20 protein-coding genes are annotated in these 17260 nt (G+C 60.7%); 9 read left to right on the forward strand and 11 right to left on the reverse strand.

Annotated elements, in window-relative coordinates; translation table 11 throughout:
* Positions 1–67: 67 nt before the first annotated feature.
* From FW800_RS26050 to FW800_RS26060, 3 genes are all read right to left on the reverse strand, one after another.
* Positions 68–598 carry a hypothetical protein gene (locus FW800_RS26050; RefSeq protein WP_005789905.1) on the reverse strand — a complete coding sequence of 177 codons (531 nt, stop codon included), beginning with the start codon at positions 596–598 and terminating at the stop codon, positions 68–70.
* 40 nt (positions 599–638) lie between these two features.
* Positions 639–1154, reverse strand: a complete 516-nt coding sequence (locus FW800_RS26055; RefSeq protein WP_248128945.1) for an ankyrin repeat domain-containing protein — start codon at positions 1152–1154, stop codon at positions 639–641.
* A 106-nt stretch (positions 1155–1260) separates the two neighbouring features.
* Entirely contained in the window at positions 1261–3087 is a 1827-nt protein-coding gene (locus FW800_RS26060; RefSeq protein ID WP_446438785.1) for a long-chain-acyl-CoA synthetase, read from the reverse strand.
* Positions 3088–3492: 405 nt separating this feature from the next.
* Between FW800_RS26060 and FW800_RS26065 the strand changes: the two genes are divergently transcribed.
* Positions 3493–3771, forward strand: coding sequence for a DUF3509 domain-containing protein (locus tag FW800_RS26065; protein ID WP_003172952.1), 279 nt, complete (start codon positions 3493–3495; stop codon positions 3769–3771).
* A gap of 57 nt (positions 3772–3828) precedes the next feature.
* On the opposite strand, the gene FW800_RS26070 is transcribed toward FW800_RS26065, so the two are convergent.
* The 4 genes from FW800_RS26070 to aroC form a co-directional block, all read right to left on the reverse strand.
* A complete protein-coding gene (locus FW800_RS26070; RefSeq protein WP_032880144.1) occupies positions 3829–4098 on the reverse strand; it encodes a response regulator transcription factor in 270 nt (89 codons plus the stop codon).
* Positions 4099–4307: 209 nt separating this feature from the next.
* Positions 4308–4838, reverse strand: coding sequence for a 1,2-dihydroxy-3-keto-5-methylthiopentene dioxygenase (locus tag FW800_RS26075; RefSeq protein ID WP_446438786.1), 531 nt, complete (start codon positions 4836–4838; stop codon positions 4308–4310).
* The gene (locus FW800_RS26080; RefSeq protein ID WP_032880141.1) at positions 4835–5998 is read right to left on the reverse strand and encodes an MFS transporter; all 1164 of its coding nucleotides are present in this window, start codon (positions 5996–5998) and stop codon (positions 4835–4837) included. Before FW800_RS26080 ends, FW800_RS26075 begins: the two co-directional genes overlap by 4 nt.
* Before the next feature lie 90 nt (positions 5999–6088).
* On the reverse strand, positions 6089–7180 hold the full coding sequence (gene aroC, locus FW800_RS26085) for a chorismate synthase (RefSeq protein WP_103733714.1): 1092 nt from the start codon (positions 7178–7180) through the stop codon (positions 6089–6091).
* A 143-nt stretch (positions 7181–7323) separates the two neighbouring features.
* Here aroC and FW800_RS26090 point away from each other — a divergent pair, with 143 nt between their 5' ends.
* Both FW800_RS26090 and FW800_RS26095 read left to right on the forward strand, forming a co-directional pair.
* Positions 7324–8286 (forward strand): alpha/beta hydrolase, encoded by a 963-nt coding sequence (locus tag FW800_RS26090; protein ID WP_446438787.1) that lies wholly within the window; start codon positions 7324–7326, stop codon positions 8284–8286.
* Between the two features lie 99 nt (positions 8287–8385).
* Positions 8386–9189 (forward strand): hypothetical protein, encoded by an 804-nt coding sequence (locus FW800_RS26095; protein WP_446438788.1) that lies wholly within the window; start codon positions 8386–8388, stop codon positions 9187–9189.
* A gap of 59 nt (positions 9190–9248) precedes the next feature.
* On the opposite strand, the gene prmB is transcribed toward FW800_RS26095, so the two are convergent.
* On the reverse strand, positions 9249–10157 hold the full coding sequence (gene prmB, locus FW800_RS26100; protein ID WP_446438789.1) for a 50S ribosomal protein L3 N(5)-glutamine methyltransferase: 909 nt from the start codon (positions 10155–10157) through the stop codon (positions 9249–9251).
* Between the two features lie 239 nt (positions 10158–10396).
* On the opposite strand from prmB, the gene FW800_RS26105 reads away from it, so the two are divergent.
* The 5 genes from FW800_RS26105 (at position 10397) to FW800_RS26125 (ending at position 13172) form a co-directional block, all read left to right on the forward strand.
* Positions 10397–10987, forward strand: a complete 591-nt coding sequence (locus FW800_RS26105; RefSeq protein ID WP_032880134.1) for a cysteine hydrolase family protein — start codon at positions 10397–10399, stop codon at positions 10985–10987.
* Between the two features lie 136 nt (positions 10988–11123).
* Entirely contained in the window at positions 11124–11444 is a 321-nt protein-coding gene (locus FW800_RS26110; protein ID WP_005789923.1) for a hypothetical protein, read from the forward strand.
* 75 nt (positions 11445–11519) lie between these two features.
* Positions 11520–12077 (forward strand): Smr/MutS family protein, encoded by a 558-nt coding sequence (locus tag FW800_RS26115; RefSeq protein WP_005789925.1) that lies wholly within the window; start codon positions 11520–11522, stop codon positions 12075–12077.
* 76 nt (positions 12078–12153) lie between these two features.
* Entirely contained in the window at positions 12154–12699 is a 546-nt protein-coding gene (gene folE, locus FW800_RS26120) for a GTP cyclohydrolase I FolE (RefSeq protein WP_005789928.1), read from the forward strand.
* A gap of 101 nt (positions 12700–12800) precedes the next feature.
* Complete coding sequence (locus tag FW800_RS26125; RefSeq protein ID WP_078821935.1) at positions 12801–13172, forward strand: glutathione S-transferase N-terminal domain-containing protein; 372 nt, start codon at positions 12801–12803, stop codon at positions 13170–13172.
* Positions 13173–13233: 61 nt separating this feature from the next.
* On the opposite strand, the gene FW800_RS26130 is transcribed toward FW800_RS26125, so the two are convergent.
* Genes FW800_RS26130 through FW800_RS26140 form a run of 3 tightly spaced genes read right to left on the reverse strand, consistent with a single transcriptional unit; the run spans position 13234 to position 16170 of the window.
* Positions 13234–13554 (reverse strand): AtuA-related protein, encoded by a 321-nt coding sequence (locus FW800_RS26130; RefSeq protein WP_078821936.1) that lies wholly within the window; start codon positions 13552–13554, stop codon positions 13234–13236.
* Positions 13551–14876 carry an acyclic terpene utilization AtuA family protein gene (locus tag FW800_RS26135; RefSeq protein ID WP_446438790.1) on the reverse strand — a complete coding sequence of 442 codons (1326 nt, stop codon included), beginning with the start codon at positions 14874–14876 and terminating at the stop codon, positions 13551–13553. Before FW800_RS26135 ends, FW800_RS26130 begins: the two co-directional genes overlap by 4 nt.
* Position 14877: 1 nt before the next feature.
* The gene (locus FW800_RS26140; protein ID WP_446438791.1) at positions 14878–16170 is read right to left on the reverse strand and encodes a CitMHS family transporter; all 1293 of its coding nucleotides are present in this window, start codon (positions 16168–16170) and stop codon (positions 14878–14880) included.
* A 111-nt stretch (positions 16171–16281) separates the two neighbouring features.
* On the opposite strand from FW800_RS26140, the gene FW800_RS26145 reads away from it, so the two are divergent.
* Positions 16282–17178 carry a LysR family transcriptional regulator gene (locus FW800_RS26145; protein ID WP_446438792.1) on the forward strand — a complete coding sequence of 299 codons (897 nt, stop codon included), beginning with the start codon at positions 16282–16284 and terminating at the stop codon, positions 17176–17178.
* Positions 17179–17260: the final 82 nt, after the last annotated feature.

Consider the following 17260-nt stretch of genomic DNA (forward strand, 5'->3'; position numbering starts at 1 on the left):
GTGTCGCTCCTAAGTGAGGGCATGCACTTGTAGGATAGTCAGCCTTGGCGGGGGTTCCGTTTTAATTTCAGACGTGCACGGCGATCTTCAATGCCTCAAGCGACGGCTCAGCCTTGATGCCGACTTCAGCGCACAGTTGCAGCACGCGCGGCAGGTCGTTGCCGAACACCAATACGGCCTGGATCTCATCATCGAGCAACTGACTGAAGTTCATCAGCACATAACCGCCGTCTTCCGGGCTCAAGGCGCTCATCTGAATCTGGATGCGGTTCAACGCGGTCAGGTCTTCAGTCTTGGTCAATTGCTTGGGCTTGAGATTGAACGCCACGCCCGGACCAAACGAGGCGACGATCTGCGCGAACAGGTCGCCGTAGGTATCAGCCTGAAACAACACCGTGTCGGGCAGGCTGCCGACCACCACCCACTCCCCCAGCGGTATCGGGAAGCTGTCGTCGTAGTTGATATCCGGGTTAGCCGCCAGGAAAGCGGCCGGGTCTGCGTAGGCTTGCGCCGCTTCGTCGGCAATACGTGCCACCTCGTCCTCAGCCATGACGCCGGCGCTGATTTTGCTGATGAGTTCGACGAGGGCGGTTTTCATGGGCGATCCTGTAGCGGGCGGCTTTTCGAGGGCGCGTAGCCTACACGAGTTTCTGCAACTGCGCCGCCGTATCCACCGCGCCCATGGTCTGTGCCGCAGCCAGTGCCGTGGCACCTTGAGCGTCGGTAGCCTTGGGATTGGCGCCTTGACCGAGCAGGTATTCGACCATTTCAACGCGGTTGAACATCGCCGCCATCATCAACGCCGTACGCCCGTCCGATGAGGCCGCCTCAACCGGCGTACCGCCTTCGATCAGGGCCCTAACCACAGGCAGGTTGCCTTTGAACGCCGCGCCAGCAATCGGCAACTGGTTCTTGTCATTGGCGATCAAGGGGTCGGCCTTGAATTCCAGCAGTACTTTTACCGCCTCCGCGTGGCCGTGGTAGGCCGCGAGCATCAACAAGGTGTCGCCATTGTGATTGCGAAAGTTGGCCGGCAAGCCCTTGGCCAACAACGCAGCGAGCATGGCAGCATCGCCGCGGCGGGCCACGTCGAAGACCTGCTCGGCAAATTCGGCGGCTTCGTCTTCGGTCATTTGTTTAGGCTGGTCTGACATGGGGGCTCCTTGCTGAGGCGGCTTGTGTAACTGAATAAGGCGCCCAGTGTCGCGATGGAGTTCCCCCCTGTCATGGCTTTTTTGTCAAAAGCCGCCATAGCCAGAATCAATAACGAAAGTGCCCGCCCTGGATCTGCGCCAATAATTGCCCGGTAACCGGCACGTAGCTCTGCGAACCTGGCAGCCAGGCGTACACCGGGTCATTGCCGGCCTTGGCGGGGTCGAATGCTTCCTCTTTGAGTTTCATTTTCTGGTACTTGAAGGTGCCGGTGGTTTCCATTTTTACCTTGATCCGCAGGAACAGCGGCACCGCATAGTGCGGCAACTGGCCGTGGGCAAATTGCAGCAGTTCGCGCATGTCCAGGGCGGCCAGAGACTCGCTCGGGGTGATGGCGACCATGCCAGCACGGCCATTGGTGTTCGCGATCTCGACACCATAAGCCACCACTTCGGCGATTTGCGGGTGTTGCAGCAGCACGTTTTCCACTTCGGTGGTCGAGACGTTTTCACCCTTCCATCGGTAGGTGTCCCCCAGGCGATCGACAAATTGCGCATGACCGAAGCCGATGCTGCGTACCAGATCGCCAGTATTGAAATACCGGTCGCCCTTCTCGAACACGTCGCTGATCACCACTTTGCGATTTTTTTGCGGGTCGGTGTAGCCATCGAACGGTGACTTTTCATCGATCTTCGCCAGCAACAAGCCCTGCCCGCCCGTTGAGACCTTGTGCATGAACCCATCACTGCCGCGCAACGGTTCCCCTGTGTCCGGAGCGTAATCCACCAACGCCCAATGCTGCAGGCAAAAGCCGATGGTGTTGTCAAAATTCAGCACGTTGGTAAAACCGATATTGCCGTCACTGGCCGCATACAGTTCGCAAATATGCTCCACCTCATAGCGCTGTTTGAACTGCGCCCATACACCGGGGCGCAGGCCATTGCCGACCATCTTGGTCACGCGGTTATCGCGATCCTGTTCGCTGGAGGGCTGGTCGAGCAAATAGCGGCATAACTCACCGACATAGCCGAGGGTGGTTGCGTTGAACTTGCGCGCATCCTCCCAGAACTGGCTGGCGCTGAACTTGCGCCGAATGGCGAAGCCGGACGCGCCGATAATGGCCGAGCCCCAGCACACGCACAAACCGGTGCCGTGGTACAGCGGCAAGGTGCAATAGAGAACGTCGTGCGGTGCCATGTCCAGGGCGATCCTGCCGAAGCTCACAGCGGTTTTGGTCCAGCGCCCATGCTTCATGATGCCGGCCTTGGGCAAGCCGGTGGTGCCGGAGGTGTAGATATAGAAGCAGGGATCGTTGTAGGAAATCTGCGCGCAGATCGCAAGGTTCTCCACCGGGTGCCCGGCACTGGCCGCCATCAGGTCGATGTAGCCCTCAGGAACTGCGCCATCGGGTTGATCCGCCACAAACCAGGTGCGCTCGGCCGGGATCTGCACCTGATCGCGCACCGCTGCGTAGGCGCTCAGCAACTCTGCCCCCACCACAATGGCAACCGGGTCGACCAGCGTCAGACTGTGCACCAGCGTCCCCTGGGTTTGCGACGTATTGAGCATGGCGCAGACGCCGCCCAGCTTGGCCACGGCCAACACGTTGAGCAGCAACTCGGGGCGATTTTCAATTAACAGCGCTACCACGTCGCCTTTGCGAATGCCCTGTTCATGCAGGTGATGGGCGATGCGATTGGCCTGCTGATTGGCGTCGCGATAGCTGATCACCTGGTCAGCGTAAAGCAACGCGGCACCGTCAGGATTGCGCAAGGTCGCTTGCTCGAAATGCCAGCCCAGGCCGCAGGGTTGCCTGGGGTCGGTGACATTGGCCGCGCGCATGCCGCGTACCACACGCGGGAGCGCCCGAACGATGGCAGGCACCTTTCGCAGCATCATGCCCCAGGTAATCATGTCGTTTTGCCGATGGCTCATGGCGGGACTTCCTTTTTCTTATTTTTGGTCGAGTCCAGATACCTGACGAGCTCGTAAGCACTCGCCAATGCGTTACAGGAAAATACGTCAGCCCTTCTTGGGCTGTACACGCGGGATTTGAAAAGTTTTGTATCCCAAAGGGCAGTCGCCGCAGGCAACGGAATTTTCCGGCAAAAAAGGCGGTCAATAGCTGTAAGGCAAGCCCGACACCTTCGCAAAGGCGCCGACTAAATAACGCAAAATGCAGGATGCACGATGGCCTTTCATGCAAATTGCACGAAAATGAAAATTCGATTATTTTATAAGTATCTGATTTTTAAAGACTTTTTTCTTTAACCAATACTGGCACAATCACTGCACCTATCACTCCATGCTTGCCAACTTGAGCCAATGGAGCTGATAGACATGAGCCTGATCCAAGATAAATTCGCTTCGGTATTCTCCAACTACGACGTCACCACCCAGCCACGTCCTGACGGTGGGATCCTGTTGACCCTGCGCAACAGCGAAGGCAAACAGGTCAAGCGCTCGATCTCGTACCAGCAATTGCACACCGCCGATCAATTGACCTGGGTGATCAGCGCCATTCGCCGTGACCTGGCCGAACAAGCCAGCGAGCTGCCGCAGATTTCCATGCTGCAAAGCCAGAACCGCTTTGCGCTGCCGACCTACCATTCGGCATAAGCGACAGACATGAAAAGGGCCGCGACGCCGTTGAGCGTCGCGGCCCTTTTTTTGCCTTCAGCACAAGCCTTGGCGAGTGGCTTCGTTTTTCGCCTGTACCCGGTTGGTCACGTCCAGCTTGCCGTAGATATTGCGCAGATGAAACTTCACCGCCGCTTCGGAGGTGCCGCGAATCTGGCTGATCTCCCAGATGGTCTTGCCCTCGGAAGCCCACCGCAGGATTTCCAGCTCCGTCGGGGTCAGGGGCTTGCCGGACAAGTTCAGGCGTTTTCTGATAGCCGTCGGCACGCTATCGATCGGGGCACACGTCTGCTCTGGGCTGCTCATCGCTCTCTCCTTATATCTGCTGATGCGGCACCGCCTTTCGGACTCCTCCTATTGACAGATGACATAAACATTGGCGCCGCACAGAGAGTTACATAACCAGCGGAGTGAAAGCGTACAACACAGAACAAACAGCTTCGCCCTACGAATATTCAGGCGTTTTCCCACAACAAGTTCCAACTTGCCCGGGTTGAACATTTAGATATTTATGCTTAGTCGTCCAGCCCTGGAAAACGCGCGGCAATGTTATCTGCGCTGAACATCGGCACCTCGCCCTGGGCGGTGTTGAACAAACGCAGCGCCACCAAGTGCGGGTTCTCGCCGATGTCGAGCCAGTGCGACATACCCGCCGGGATAACCAACAGGTCATTTTTCTCGGCGCGCACGCCGTATACATAATCACCCACATGCAGCATGAACAGGCCCTGGCCGGCGATGAAGAAATACGCGTTATCTTCACGATAGGTGCGCTCTACCAGGAACGGGTCACGCAATTCATGCATCTGGGGAGGGTCGCCCGTCACGCTGATCACCTTCGCCGTGGCATAGCCGAGCGCATCGATCTGTGGACGGTACGCCGCGATCATTTGCGCGTCACTGGCGCCTTTCTCGATAACGCTGGGCTGCCAACGTTCAAAGCCTATGCGGTGTTCGGCCAGGGTCGACCGGATGTCGTCGAAATGGGTCAGCACCTTGTTGGGTGTGTCCGCGGTGGCGATGTGGTAAACGGCTACGTAACTCATTGCACGGTTCCTTGATTCGGCTCTTGCAATCGAAGGCCAATGATAATGGCGGCGGCCAGCGCAGCGACGCTGGCGATACTGAACGTCAGGGTCGGGCCCAGCAGGTTCCAGCTATAACCGGAATACAGGGCGCCGAGGGCACCGCCAGTACCGGCCAAGGCAGCGTACAGGGCTTGGCCCTGGCCTTGCTGACGGTCGCCGAAGCTGCGCTGCACAAAGGCAATCGCCGCCGCGTGAAAACTGCCGAATGTGGCTGCGTGCAGGAGCTGCGCCAACAGCAACACCCAGAAAAATTCGGCAAAGGAGCCCAGCAGCAACCAGCGCAGCGCCGCCAGCACAAAGCTGGCCAGCAGCACCCGGCGCACCGAAAAACGCGCCAGGATACGGCTCATGGCCAGGAACATCAGGACCTCCGCCACCACCCCCAGGGCCCACAACATCCCGATCACGCCACGGCTGTAGCCCAAGTGTTCCAGGTGCAGGGTGAGGAAGGTGTAATACGGGCCATGGCTCATTTGCATCAATGCCACGCAGGCATAGAACGCCAGCACCCCGGGGCTGCGCAATTGCTTGAGGAAACCGTCACCGGCCAAGCGATTGCCATGGCTGGCAGGCTGGGCATTGGGCACCCACAGGCTGGCGCCGATGATGCCGGCCATGATCACTACCACCACGACCGGGTAGATATCCAGGCTCAGCCAGTCGAACAGCCGCCCCATGATCACTACAGTGAGGATAAAGCCGATGGAGCCCCACAGACGGATCTGGCTGTAGCGCGAGGTTTGCTTGTGCAGATGGGCCAGGGTGATGACCTCAAACTGCGGCAGCACCGCGTGCCAGAAGAATGCGTGCAGGGCCATGACCATCGCCAGCCAGGCGTAGGTCTTGCTGACGAAGATCAGGCAGAAACTGGCCAGGGTACAGGCCGCGCCAAATCGCACAATGGCCAGGCGCCGGCCGGTGAAGTCGCCGATCCAGCCCCACAGGTTAGGCGCCACGCAGCGCATCAGCATGGGGATGGCCACCAGTTCGCCGATACGCGCGCTGGAAAAGCCCAGGTGATCGAAGTACAACGCCAGGAACGGCGCCGTCGCCCCGAGCAGGGCGAAGTAGAACAGGTAAAAGCTGGAAAGGCGCCAGTATGGGAGCGGTGGGGTCATTTTATTGGGGCTGCTTCGCAGCCCGGCGCGAGCAAGCTCGCTCGCCACAACAAGCGCACTCACCCTGGCAAGCTCGCTTGCCGGCGGCGATCACAGTTGGCCCAGTACCGGTGTGGTCACGCGCACATCGGCATTTTGCCCACGGTTGCGCAGCAGGTGGTCCATCAACACGATGGCCATCATGGCTTCGGCAATCGGTGTGGCGCGGATGCCGACGCACGGGTCATGACGGCCCTTGGTGATCACGTCCACCGGGTTGCCGTGTACATCGATCGAACGGCCCGGTGTGGTAATGCTTGAGGTCGCCTTGAGCGCCAGGTGCGCAACAATCGGTTGGCCGGAGGAAATACCGCCAAGGATGCCACCCGCATTGTTGCTGAGGAAACCTTCAGGCGTCAGCTCATCACGATGTTCGGTTCCGCGCTGGGCAACACAGGCGAAGCCTGCGCCGATTTCCACGCCTTTGACCGCGTTGATGCTCATCAGCGCGTGGGCCAGTTCGGCGTCGAGGCGGTCGAAGATCGGCTCGCCCAGGCCCGGCTTGACGCCTTCGGCCACCACGGTGATCTTGGCACCGACGGAGTCCTGGTCGCGGCGCAACTGGTCCATATAGGCCTCCAGCTCCGGCACCTTGTCCGGGTCGGGACAGAAGAAGGCGTTGTCTTGCACGCTGTCCCAGCTCTTGAACGGGATCTCAATCGGACCCAACTGGCTCATGTAGCCACGGATGACGATGCCCTGGGTGGCCAGGTATTTCTTGGCGATGGCACCGGCGGCCACGCGCATGGCGGTTTCACGCGCCGAGCTGCGGCCCCCGCCGCGGTAGTCGCGCTCGCCGTATTTATGGTGGTAGGTGTAGTCGGCATGGGACGGACGGAACACATCCTTGATTGCCGAGTAGTCCTTGGACTTCTGGTCGGTGTTGCGAATCAACAAGCCAATGGCGCAGCCGGTGGTGCGGCCCTCGAACACCCCGGAAAGGATTTCGACTTCGTCCGGCTCCTGGCGCTGGGTGGTGTGGCGGCTGGTGCCGGGCTTGCGGCGGTCGAGGTCACGCTGCAGGTCGTCCAGGGACAGCTCAAGGCCTGGTGGGCAGCCGTCGACAATGGCGACCAACGCCGGGCCATGGCTTTCGCCCGCGGTGGTGACAGTGAACAGCTTGCCGAAGGTATTGCCGGACATGCAGGGCGCTCCGTGAAATCAGTTGAATCAAGTCAACCGTAATAACTTAAGGCGGCCAGTATACGCAGGCTAACCGACTAGTTCATCCTCGAAACCTTACCGGTAGACATTGGTCCAACCGGCACCTCACTGATGATGGCGCGATGATGCTGCGAGTTCTGCTGTTCACCCTTACCCTGTTTACCGCCGCGGTCCAGGCCGCCTCCCCTGTGGTACTGCAACGCCCTATCAGCCTGGACACCGGCAGCGGCCAACTGTTTGGCTCATTATTGTTGCCGCAGTCCGACAAACCGGTGCCGGTGGTGCTGATCATCGCCGGCTCCGGCCCTACCGACCGCAATGGCAACAGCGCCGACGGCGCCCGCAATGACAGCCTCAAGCGCCTGGCATGGGTGCTTGCCCGGCATAACATCGCCAGCGTGCGCTACGACAAGCGCGGGGTCGCCGCCAGCCTGGCCGCCACGCCGGATGAGCGCAACCTCACCCTGGACGCCTATGTGTCCGATGCGGTGGCCTGGGGCAAGCTGCTCAAGGCCGACAAGCGCATGGGCCGGTTGATAGTGCTGGGCCATAGCGAAGGCGCGCTGGTAGCCGCCCTCGCCGCGCCACAACTGGCGCCGGCCGGGGTGATTTCCCTATCGGGCAGCGCCCGCCCGGTAGACCAGGTGATTCGCCAGCAACTGGCCGATCACTTGCCCCCTGCCCTGTTGTTGCGCAGCAATGAAATCCTCGACCACCTCAAGGCCGGCCAAGTGGATGCCGACGTGCCGCGCCCACTCGAAGGCATCTTCCGACCAAGCGTGCAGCCTTATCTGATCAGCCTGTTCCGCGCCGACCCATCGGCCGCCTTCGCCAGGCTGAACATGCCGGCGTTGATCATCCAGGGCACCAACGATATTCAGGTCGGCGTAGCGGATGCCCAGCAGTTGAAACACGCCAAGCCCGACGCGCAGTTGACGGTTATCGAAGGCATGAACCACGTGATGCGCATCGTGCCCAACAACGTGAAGCAGCAACTGGCGTCCTACAATGACCCGAAACTGCCCCTGGCTGCGGAACTGGGCCAGCGTATCGTCGCGTTTATCGACGGACTTCAACCCCGTTAAGCGACAATTTGCCTCCAGTCCTGGGCAAACCGGCCGATAAGTCCAGAGTCGACAGTAAAAAGACTGTCGGCTTGCTGGGCTTGGACAGGATCGCGCCGCATGACAACCACCGAAGCAACACCCGAATCTACCGCCGACACCTCGACTGCAACCGCGGCCGTTGAGGCGGCGGCCCTGCCGTGGGCGGACGTCCACGCCGAACACTTCAAGATGCTGCGCCTGGCTCCGCTGACCACCGACCGTGCCACTGGCGCACGGCCGTTGCGCTTTGTGCAGTTCGGCTATGCCGAGCGCCACGAAAAGCACCACAGCCTGTTGCGCATGGTTATTCAACTGCCCGGCCAGCGGGTACGCCGCGAGCAGAACCACCTGGATATCTGGGTGGACCACGATAAACATCGCGTGCATTTCGGCCCAGGCAACAGCCTGGAAATCGAACCGGCCAACCGGGGGATCGGCCGTTTCCTGGTCGCTCAGGCCGCCGCCTGGACGAAGAAGAAGTGGTCCCACTACCGCGTCGACGGCGTGGACCTGGCCAACAAGGACGCCCTCAACGAAGCCACGCGCCTGCGTCGTGATCACTTTTTGCGTATCCAGGGATTTGATGTGGCCTATGCCGACGTGCAGCACCTCAAAGGCAATGTGCAGCCGGGCAAGGTTGGCGACGTGCTGGACAGTTGGAACACCGAGAAGGTGCAGTTCGTGGAGATCCTCGAAGCCGCGCAGATGCTGCAACAGGCCGATCAGAACCTGGCGGAACAGGAAGTGAAGCTGCGCAAGGAAGAGGAAAAAGTCATCAAGTTCAAGCGCGAGGACAGCGGGCTACGCTTTACCATCACGTGCCTGGTGGCGTTTACGGTGTTTCAGGCAGGGTTGTTGATCTGGATTGCCACTCACCGCTGATAGATTGAAATGCAATCAAAATGTGGGAGCCAGCTCCCACATTGACCGAGTTTCTGCAGTTATATCCGGGCAGCGAAAACGCCCTGGTGTTGGCGACACTGCTCAGCCGTCAGCATGAACACCCCATGCCCACCCCGCTGGAAGTCCAGCCAGGCAAAGTCGACTTCCGGATACAGCGCGTCAACATGCACCTGGCTGTTACCCACTTCGACAATCAGCAAACCCTTCTCGGTCAGATGGTCCGCCGCTTCGGCCAGCATCCGGCGTACCAGGTTCAGGCCGTCGTCACCACAGGCCAGGCCCAGTTCCGGCTCGTGCTGGTATTCATCCGGCATGTCGGCAAAATCTTCGGCATCCACATACGGTGGGTTTGACACGATCAGGTCGAATCGCTGGCCGGGCAAGCCGTCAAAACCATCGCCCTGCACGGTATAGACCCGCTCATCGACGCCATGGCGCTCGATATTCTGGTTTGCCACTTCAAGGGCTTCGAAGGACAGGTCACCCAGTACCACTTCGGCCTCCTGGAACTCGTACGCACAGGCAATGCCGATGCAACCGGAGCCGGTACACAGGTCGAGGATGCGCGCCGGCGGCTGCGCCAACCAGGGTTCGAAGCGGTTTTCGATCAGTTCGCCAATCGGTGAACGCGGGATCAACACGCGCTCATCGACAATAAACGACATGCCGCAGAACCACGCCTCTTTCAACAGGTACGCGGTGGGCACACGCTCGTGAATACGGCGATGCAGTAAACGCTGCACATGGGAGATTTCTTCTTCTTCGAGGTTGCAATCCAGGTAGCTGTCGGCAATTTCCCACGGCAGGTGCAAGGCGCCGAGCACCAATTGCCGAGCTTCGTCCCAGGCATTGTCGGTGCCATGGCCAAAAAACAGGTCTTCCCCATGGAAACGGCTGACAGCCCAACGGATATGGTCGCGCAAAGTGCGCAGGCGGGAAGTGATCACGGGGCAAGCTCCTGGAAAAAACGACTGGCAATTCTAACAGCCTTCACCTGTACCGACGATGTACGAAAACACTGGCGCCGTACGTCGGATTTCATCCAATTGCCCCGCATTGTGTTAAACAAGCCCACCTCTTGACATGGCTGCACGCCAGCAACGGCGTACCTTACGATAGTAGCGATTCACAGAAGCGCTCAGCCAGTGGACAATGTCGCAAAAGCCCCACTCACAGGAGCCCCAGAATGTCCGTTCCAAAGACGATGTTTCAACTCAGCGGTCGCGGTTACGCAGCAGCCAACCTCAGTCATGCGACCCTCGTGATCATCGACGCCCAGAAGGAATACCTCAGCGGCCCGCTCGCCCTCTCGGGCATGGACGCAGCTGTCGCTAATATCAAACAACTGGTCAGCGCCGCGCGCAATGCCGGGCGCCCGATTGTGCATGTACGCCACTTGGGTACCGTAGGCGGTCTGTTTGATCCACAGGGCGAGCGCGGCGAATTCATCCCGGGGCTTGAGCCAGAGGGTGACGAAACCATCATCGGCAAGCTGCTGCCGAGCGCCTTCCACGGCACCGGCCTGGAAAAACACTTGCAGGACCTTGGCTCCCTGGACCTGATCGTCTGCGGCTTCATGAGCCACTCCAGCGTCAGCACCACCGTGCGTGCGGCCAAGAACCTGGGCTTTCGCTGCACCCTGGTGGAAGACGCCTGCGCCACTCGCGACCTGCCCTACAAGGGCGGCATCCTGAGCGCCGAACATGTGCAGCACACCGAAATGGCGATCATGGCCGACAACTTCGCCACCCTCGCACTGACTAAAGATCTGATCTGATCATTCTGGCGTTGAGCGGCGTGTTTATTGCTCCGCTCATCCGCAAAGCCCTTTCATTTGGCGCATTTACCCCTCCCTCCGGAACAACCTGTGTATTGTCCGGTCGAAGGGCCGATACCCTGGAGGAAAGGTCGGAATGAAGATATCCGATGGTTTTGATGCTCGTCGCTTGCGCCCCAAGGGTCCGAGCAACTGGCGTCTGCGCCTGGTGGCGGGCATTGCCGCGTTGCTGGCGATCATAGGCTTGTTGTTGGCAGGCGCTGGTGGCGCCGGCCTGTTTGGGCATTCGCCGGCACTGGGCGAGTTGAATGCCAGCCCGGGCGGCTCGGCGATCCTGTTGGGGATCGGCCTGCTGGTGCTGTGGTTGGGCGTATGGTTATGGCGCCGCAGCCGTCGGCGGATGCGTCAGCCCTTGTCGTTGAATATCGCCTCGCACCTGATGAAAAAGCACGACTGATGGCGCTTGGATAGCGTTTGCTGCGCCCTGGCCGCCGCGATTTAGGTAAACTGCCCGCCCTTCGCGGAGGCTGACATGCAAGACGACGATTTTTCCCTGTTCAAAAACGAGCTGCGCGGCGTCAAGCCGATCAAGCACGACCGCGCCGACACCGGCAAACCCAAGACCGACCGGGCACAGATCGCCAAGCTGCGCCAGGCCGCGACCGTGCGCAGCGACGCCACTACCGTGGATGGCCTGTCGGATCAGTTCGTGATTGACGTCGGCCCCGAAGACGAGCTGATGTGGGCCCGAGATGGTGTGCAAGAAAGCCAGATGCGCAAGCTCAAGGCCGGCCAGGTCCCGTTCGAAGGCAGCCTCGACCTGCACGGCATGAACGTGGAAAAGGCCCGGGAAACCCTGTGGGCCTTCCTCGCCGAAGCGACTAAATTCGAAATCCGCTGCGTGCGCGTCACCCACGGCAAGGCTGTGCGGCTGGATGGCAAGCGGCCAATGATCAAGAGCCACGTCAACACTTGGCTGCGTCAACATGCCCAGGTGCTCGGCTTTACTTCCTGCCAGGCCCGCCACGGCGGTGCCGGTGCGGTGTATGTGATGCTCAAGCGCACCATGCTCGAAGGCCGCGACGAGTAAAGTGCCATCGTCAGGCTTGCAGCGATGTGCCCGCCACCGTAACCTTGCGCTTTGCGAAAATCCCACAGGTAGTTTCATGTCCCTGGAACAGAATTACACAGAGATTCTCGGCCAACTCGGCGAGGACGTCTCCCGCGAGGGTCTGCTCGACACGCCAAAGCGTGCCGCCAAGGCGATGCAGTACCTTTGCCGCGGTTATGAACAGACGCTCGAAGAAGTCACCAACGGTGCCTTGTTCAGCTCCGATAACAGCGAAATGGTGCTGGTCAAGGACATCGAGCTGTACTCGTTGTGCGAACACCATCTGCTGCCGTTTATCGGCAAGGCCCATGTGGCCTACATTCCAAGCGGCAAAGTGCTGGGCCTGTCGAAGGTTGCACGAATCGTCGACATGTATGCGCGCCGCCTGCAGATCCAGGAAAACCTCAGCCGCCAGATCGCTGATGCGGTGCTGCAAGTGACCGGCGCCCTGGGCGTGGCCGTGGTAATCGAAGCCAAGCACATGTGCATGATGATGCGCGGTGTGGAAAAACAGAATTCGTCGATGATCACCTCGGTGATGCTCGGTGAGTTCCGCGATAACGCGGCCACTCGCAGCGAATTTCTCAGCCTGATCAAGTAACGGGCTGGGTAGGAAAGAACCGGCGTTCATCGCCGGTTTTTTTTCGCCTGCAGAAATCAGGTAAGCTGCGCCCCCTCAGTTATGGGCAAGAGGTAACAGCCATGTTCGTCAAAGCACTTCGAGTGGGCCTCGGCCAGATCATCATCGCGGGCGATTTTCTGACCCGCCCACGCAAAAAGCAGCGCCCCGCCGAACAACAGGCGCGGGTGAACGACGCGGCCAAGGCGCTGACGCTGTACCAATTCCACGCCTGCCCGTTTTGCGTGAAGACCCGCCGCACCCTGCATCGCCTGAACGTGCCGGTAGCCCTGAAGGACGCAAAGAACAACGAGCAGGACCGCCAGACCCTGCTGGAACAAGGCGGCAAGATCAAGGTGCCGTGCCTGCGCATCGAAGAGAACGGCCAGACCACCTGGATGTACGACTCCAAGGTTATCATCGACTACCTGGACAAGCGCTTCGCTGCGGTCTGAAGCACGCTGCGGTCAATGTGGGAGCTGGCTTGCCAGCTCCCACATTTGCGGTGCGGTGTTCTTAAGTCAGTGTTGTCAGGTCCAGATCCAGCAGTGCCGAGCCCAGGCACTTGCCGTGGGCATCCAGCGCCAGTGAGCGGGTCACGCCGCCACGCAGGATGCCCGGTAACACGAAGTTCAGCGCCTGCACATTCGGCAATTCATAACGCCGAACCGGGGCCGCAAGCGGTTCGAGCAGATCCTTGAAAAACTCCGTGACGCGCTCGGCCGTCAGCTGTTCGCACAGCAATGGGTAGTCTTGCGCGCGATAGGCAATGATCGAGATGTTTGACGTGTCGCCCTTATCCCCTGTGCGGGAATGAGCCAGTCTGTGCAGTTTCATTCTTCAATCCTCGGTTTGACCGCTTCACGGGGCAACAGCAACGATGCCACCGCCACCACCTGACGCACGCTCTTGCTCGCCCCACCGCCGCCGGCCGGGCCGTTGGTGTAGAGGGTCTCCACTTCATTGCCAACCCGCACGGCGTCGCTGCGCTCGTCACAACGGGCGGCAACCCGCAGGCGCACTTCCCAAGGCTCGACCCTGCTGCGCGGGCCGTGCAATGAATCCATGCCGATCAACTCGGCGCGCAGGTCCTGCATGTTTACGCCGATCAACGCCAGGCGCTTGAGCACCACGTCCCGCGCCAACTCCGCCCGTGCGACAGCACCGGGACCGCCGTAGGACATCTGCCCTTCACCGATCCAACCGTCCAGATAACCGACGCTGACCTTCAGTTGATCAGGCCGAGCACGCCCGCTCGCCCCCTCAGCGCGCACCCGGTCCACGCCCTCCTCGACAAACCCCACCCGGGAAAAGTCGGCCGTCACATCCGGGGTCAAATAGGCTGCTGGGTCGTGAACTTCATAGATCAGTTGTTCAGCGCAGGTCGCGCGACTGACCCGCCCACCGGAGCCTGCCACCTTGGTGATCACCGCATTGCCGTCGGCGTCGATCTCGGCCTGGGGAAAGCCCAGGCGCGCCAGATTCTCCACATCCTTGAAACCGGGATCAGCGAAGTAACCGCCACTGACCTGCCCCGCGCACTCCAGCAAATGCCCCACCAACGTGCCCCGGCCCAATCGTTGCCAATCATCGAAGGCCCAGCCGAACTCGAACATCTGCGGCGCCAGGAACAGCGAAGGGTCGGCCACGCGTCCGGTGATGACGACATCGGCGTCGGCGCGCAGCGCCTCAAGAATGCCGTCCACACCCAGGTAGGCATTCGCGGAGATCAACCGCTCGCCAAGGGAGCCAACAGACTGGCCGTTATCCAGCACCTGCTCGGCATGCAAAGCGTGCAGCACATCATCCCCCACCACCGCGACAACCTTCAGACCCAGGCCCAGCTCGGCAGCAATGCGCCGCACTTCAATGGCCGCCGTCACCGGGTTGGCCGCGCCCATGTTGGTGATCACCCGTAAGCGACGGCGACCGCCGGGCTGGCCCACGCAGGGCAATACTCGGCGCATGCGTTCACTCAGCAACGGGTCATAACCGCCCTGCGGGTCGCCGATGCGCGCCTGTTGTGCCAGGGCAATGGTGCGTTCGGCCAGGCATTCGAAGACCAGGTAATCCAGGTCGCCATGTTCGGCCAGTTCCACGGCAGGTTCGATACGGTCACCGGAATAGCCGGCGCCGGAGCCAATGCGCAAGGTGTTCATCTCAAATCACTCCCAGGAGCAACGCCGTCAGGGTCATCAACACCGAGGCGGCAAACAGAAAAGGAATCGTGAATCGCTGGTGATCGGCCAACTCGATCTTGCACAGGCCCACCAACAGGAAGGTCGCGGGCGTCAGCGGGCTGACCGGAAAACCGGTGGTGTGCACGCCCAGCAACGAGGCTTGGGCCACTTGCAGGGGGTCGACGCCCAGCGCCTTGCCGACTTCGGCGATCACCGGCATCACGCCGAAGTAGTAGGAATCGGGGTCAAACAACATGCTCAGGGGCATCGACACAAACCCCACGACCGCCGGGATCAACTTGCCGTGGCCCGCCGGAATCTGCGCCACCGCCACTTCGGCGATAGCCTTGAGCATGCCGGAGCCTTGCATGATGCCGGTGAACACCCCGGCGGCGAGCAGGATACTGGCCATGGTCAGGGCGGTTTTTGCATGGGCGTCGATGCGCGCACGCTGGGCGTCCACGTTGGGGTAGTTGATGCACAGCGCAACCACAGTGCCGAGCATGAACATCACCACCGGGTCGACCCAACCGGCAATCATCACCACCATCACCAGCACGGTCAGGATCAGGTTGACCCAGAACAACCGTGGGCGGCGCAGCTTGATGTCGTCGTCGCTGAGCACCCGTTGCGGCACCGCCTCCACGCCGGAACCGGCGCCCAGGCCGAGGCGCTTTTCTTCACGATGGCCCAACCACCAGGCGCACGCGAAGACGAAGATCAGCCCGACGATCTGCACCGGGATCAACGGCTGGAACAGATCGGCCACCGGCACATGCAGCGCCGCCGACGAGCGCAGTACCGGGCCGGTCCAGGGCAGGAAGTTGACCCCAGCCGCCATCGCGCAGACGCAGGCGAGAATGCGCTTGTCGATACCCAGCCGCGTATACAACGGCAGCATCGCCGGCACCGTCACCAGAAAGGTCACCGCGCCGGAGCCGTCCAGGTGCACCAGCAACGCCAGCGTCGCGGTGCCGACCACAATTCGTGTAGGACGCGTCCCTACCGTGCGCAGGATGCGATCAATGATGGGGTCGAGCATCCCGGCATCGGTCATGATCCCGAAAAACAGGATCGCAAACACAAACATGCCGACCACAGGGGCGACGTTCTTGATACCGGTGATGATAAAGGCACTGGTTTGCAGGCCGAACCCACCGACCAGCGCGGCGATGATCGGCAAGGCGATCAGGGCCACCAGTGGCGAGAGACGCTTGCTCATGACAGCGACAAGCAGGCTGAGAATGGTGATGACGCCCAGGGTTGCGAGCATGGATAACTCCAGGGTGGCCGTTTTGGGCCGGTTATTGTTTTCCCGGAGTATTGGAAGCGGGTTAGTCTTTGTAAATTGGAATATTCGGCCTAGCACGTTCGGAAAAACAAAATGAAGAACTCGATCCAGCACATCCAGGCCTTCCTCGCGGTGGCCCGCACCGGTAGTTTCACCAAGGCGGCCCACGAGCTGCACCTGTCGCCTTCGGCCCTGACCGTGCAAGTACAGCAATTGGAAGACTGGCTCGGCGTCGCCCTGCTCGACCGCAGCCCGCGCCATGTGAGCATCACCGCTGCCGGCCAGGATGCGCGCGGGCCCATGGAAAAACTGCTGCTGGACCTGGACAACATCGTCACCGGCTCACGCGACCTCGCAGCCTTGCGTCGCGGCGTGGTGACCATCGCCGCCCTGCCGTCAGTTTGCGCCGGCGCCCTGCCCCCGGCCTTGCGCCTGTTTCGCCAGCGCTTTGCCGGGATCGAGGTGCGCCTGCATGACCTGGTGGCCCATCGCATTCATGCCCAGGTCCGCAACGGCGAGGTGGATTTCGGCATCGGCGTACGGGCGCGCCTGAGCCATGGCCTGCAATTTCAGCCGGTGCTCAATGATCGCTTGTGCGCGTTTGTGCCGCTGGATCATGCGCTGACGCGCTATCGGTCACTGACCCTGGCGCAACTGGCCGACCAGCCAATTATCCTTACCGGACGTGACAGCAGCGTGCGCGAACAGGTCGACGCACTGTTCGACCAGACACGGCTGACGCTGAATGCGGGCATGGAGGCCAACTACATGTCGACGGTATTGGCGCTGGTGCGCCAGGGGTTGGGGATCAGCGTGCTGCCGGAATCGGCGGCGGACAGCCTGGAGGGATTGAAGCGAATCGACATCGATCATCCCGGCGTGAACCGGGAGATCGGCTTGATCACACGCAGCGCGATGGCATTGAGCCCGGCGGCGCAGCGCTGCTTTGAACTGCTAAATCACGAATTATCTGACTCACTATTGAGCTAAATGTGGGAGGGGGCTTGCTCCCGATGGCGGCCTCAGGGCTGGCCGGAACGCTGGATCAGACCGAGTACATATCCATTCCGGC

The sequence above is a fragment of the Pseudomonas sp. 910_23 genome (genome assembly GCF_052850795.1).

Excerpts from the sequence above, each read along its gene's own strand:
- FW800_RS26110 (WP_005789923.1), top strand. The coding sequence starts at position 11,124 with ATGAAGATATCCGATGGTTTTGATGCTCGTCGCTTGCGCCCCAAGGGT.
- FW800_RS26135 (WP_446438790.1), bottom strand. The coding sequence starts at position 14,876 with ATGAACACCTTGCGCATTGGCTCCGGCGCCGGCTATTCCGGTGACCGT.
- FW800_RS26050 (WP_005789905.1), bottom strand. The coding sequence starts at position 598 with ATGAAAACCGCCCTCGTCGAACTCATCAGCAAAATCAGCGCCGGCGTC.
- FW800_RS26140 (WP_446438791.1), bottom strand. The coding sequence starts at position 16,170 with ATGCTCGCAACCCTGGGCGTCATCACCATTCTCAGCCTGCTTGTCGCT.
- FW800_RS26130 (WP_078821936.1), bottom strand. The coding sequence starts at position 13,554 with ATGAAACTGCACAGACTGGCTCATTCCCGCACAGGGGATAAGGGCGAC.
- folE (WP_005789928.1), top strand. The coding sequence starts at position 12,154 with ATGTCCCTGGAACAGAATTACACAGAGATTCTCGGCCAACTCGGCGAG.
- FW800_RS26070 (WP_032880144.1), bottom strand. The coding sequence starts at position 4,098 with ATGAGCAGCCCAGAGCAGACGTGTGCCCCGATCGATAGCGTGCCGACG.
- FW800_RS26080 (WP_032880141.1), bottom strand. The coding sequence starts at position 5,998 with ATGACCCCACCGCTCCCATACTGGCGCCTTTCCAGCTTTTACCTGTTC.
- FW800_RS26060 (WP_446438785.1), bottom strand. The coding sequence starts at position 3,087 with ATGAGCCATCGGCAAAACGACATGATTACCTGGGGCATGATGCTGCGA.
- FW800_RS26055 (WP_248128945.1), bottom strand. The coding sequence starts at position 1,154 with ATGTCAGACCAGCCTAAACAAATGACCGAAGACGAAGCCGCCGAATTT.
- FW800_RS26095 (WP_446438788.1), top strand. The coding sequence starts at position 8,386 with ATGACAACCACCGAAGCAACACCCGAATCTACCGCCGACACCTCGACT.
- FW800_RS26075 (WP_446438786.1), bottom strand. The coding sequence starts at position 4,838 with ATGAGTTACGTAGCCGTTTACCACATCGCCACCGCGGACACACCCAAC.
- FW800_RS26105 (WP_032880134.1), top strand. The coding sequence starts at position 10,397 with ATGTCCGTTCCAAAGACGATGTTTCAACTCAGCGGTCGCGGTTACGCA.
- aroC (WP_103733714.1), bottom strand. The coding sequence starts at position 7,180 with ATGTCCGGCAATACCTTCGGCAAGCTGTTCACTGTCACCACCGCGGGC.
- FW800_RS26145 (WP_446438792.1), top strand. The coding sequence starts at position 16,282 with ATGAAGAACTCGATCCAGCACATCCAGGCCTTCCTCGCGGTGGCCCGC.
- FW800_RS26090 (WP_446438787.1), top strand. The coding sequence starts at position 7,324 with ATGATGCTGCGAGTTCTGCTGTTCACCCTTACCCTGTTTACCGCCGCG.
- FW800_RS26125 (WP_078821935.1), top strand. The coding sequence starts at position 12,801 with ATGTTCGTCAAAGCACTTCGAGTGGGCCTCGGCCAGATCATCATCGCG.
- FW800_RS26115 (WP_005789925.1), top strand. The coding sequence starts at position 11,520 with ATGCAAGACGACGATTTTTCCCTGTTCAAAAACGAGCTGCGCGGCGTC.
- FW800_RS26065 (WP_003172952.1), top strand. The coding sequence starts at position 3,493 with ATGAGCCTGATCCAAGATAAATTCGCTTCGGTATTCTCCAACTACGAC.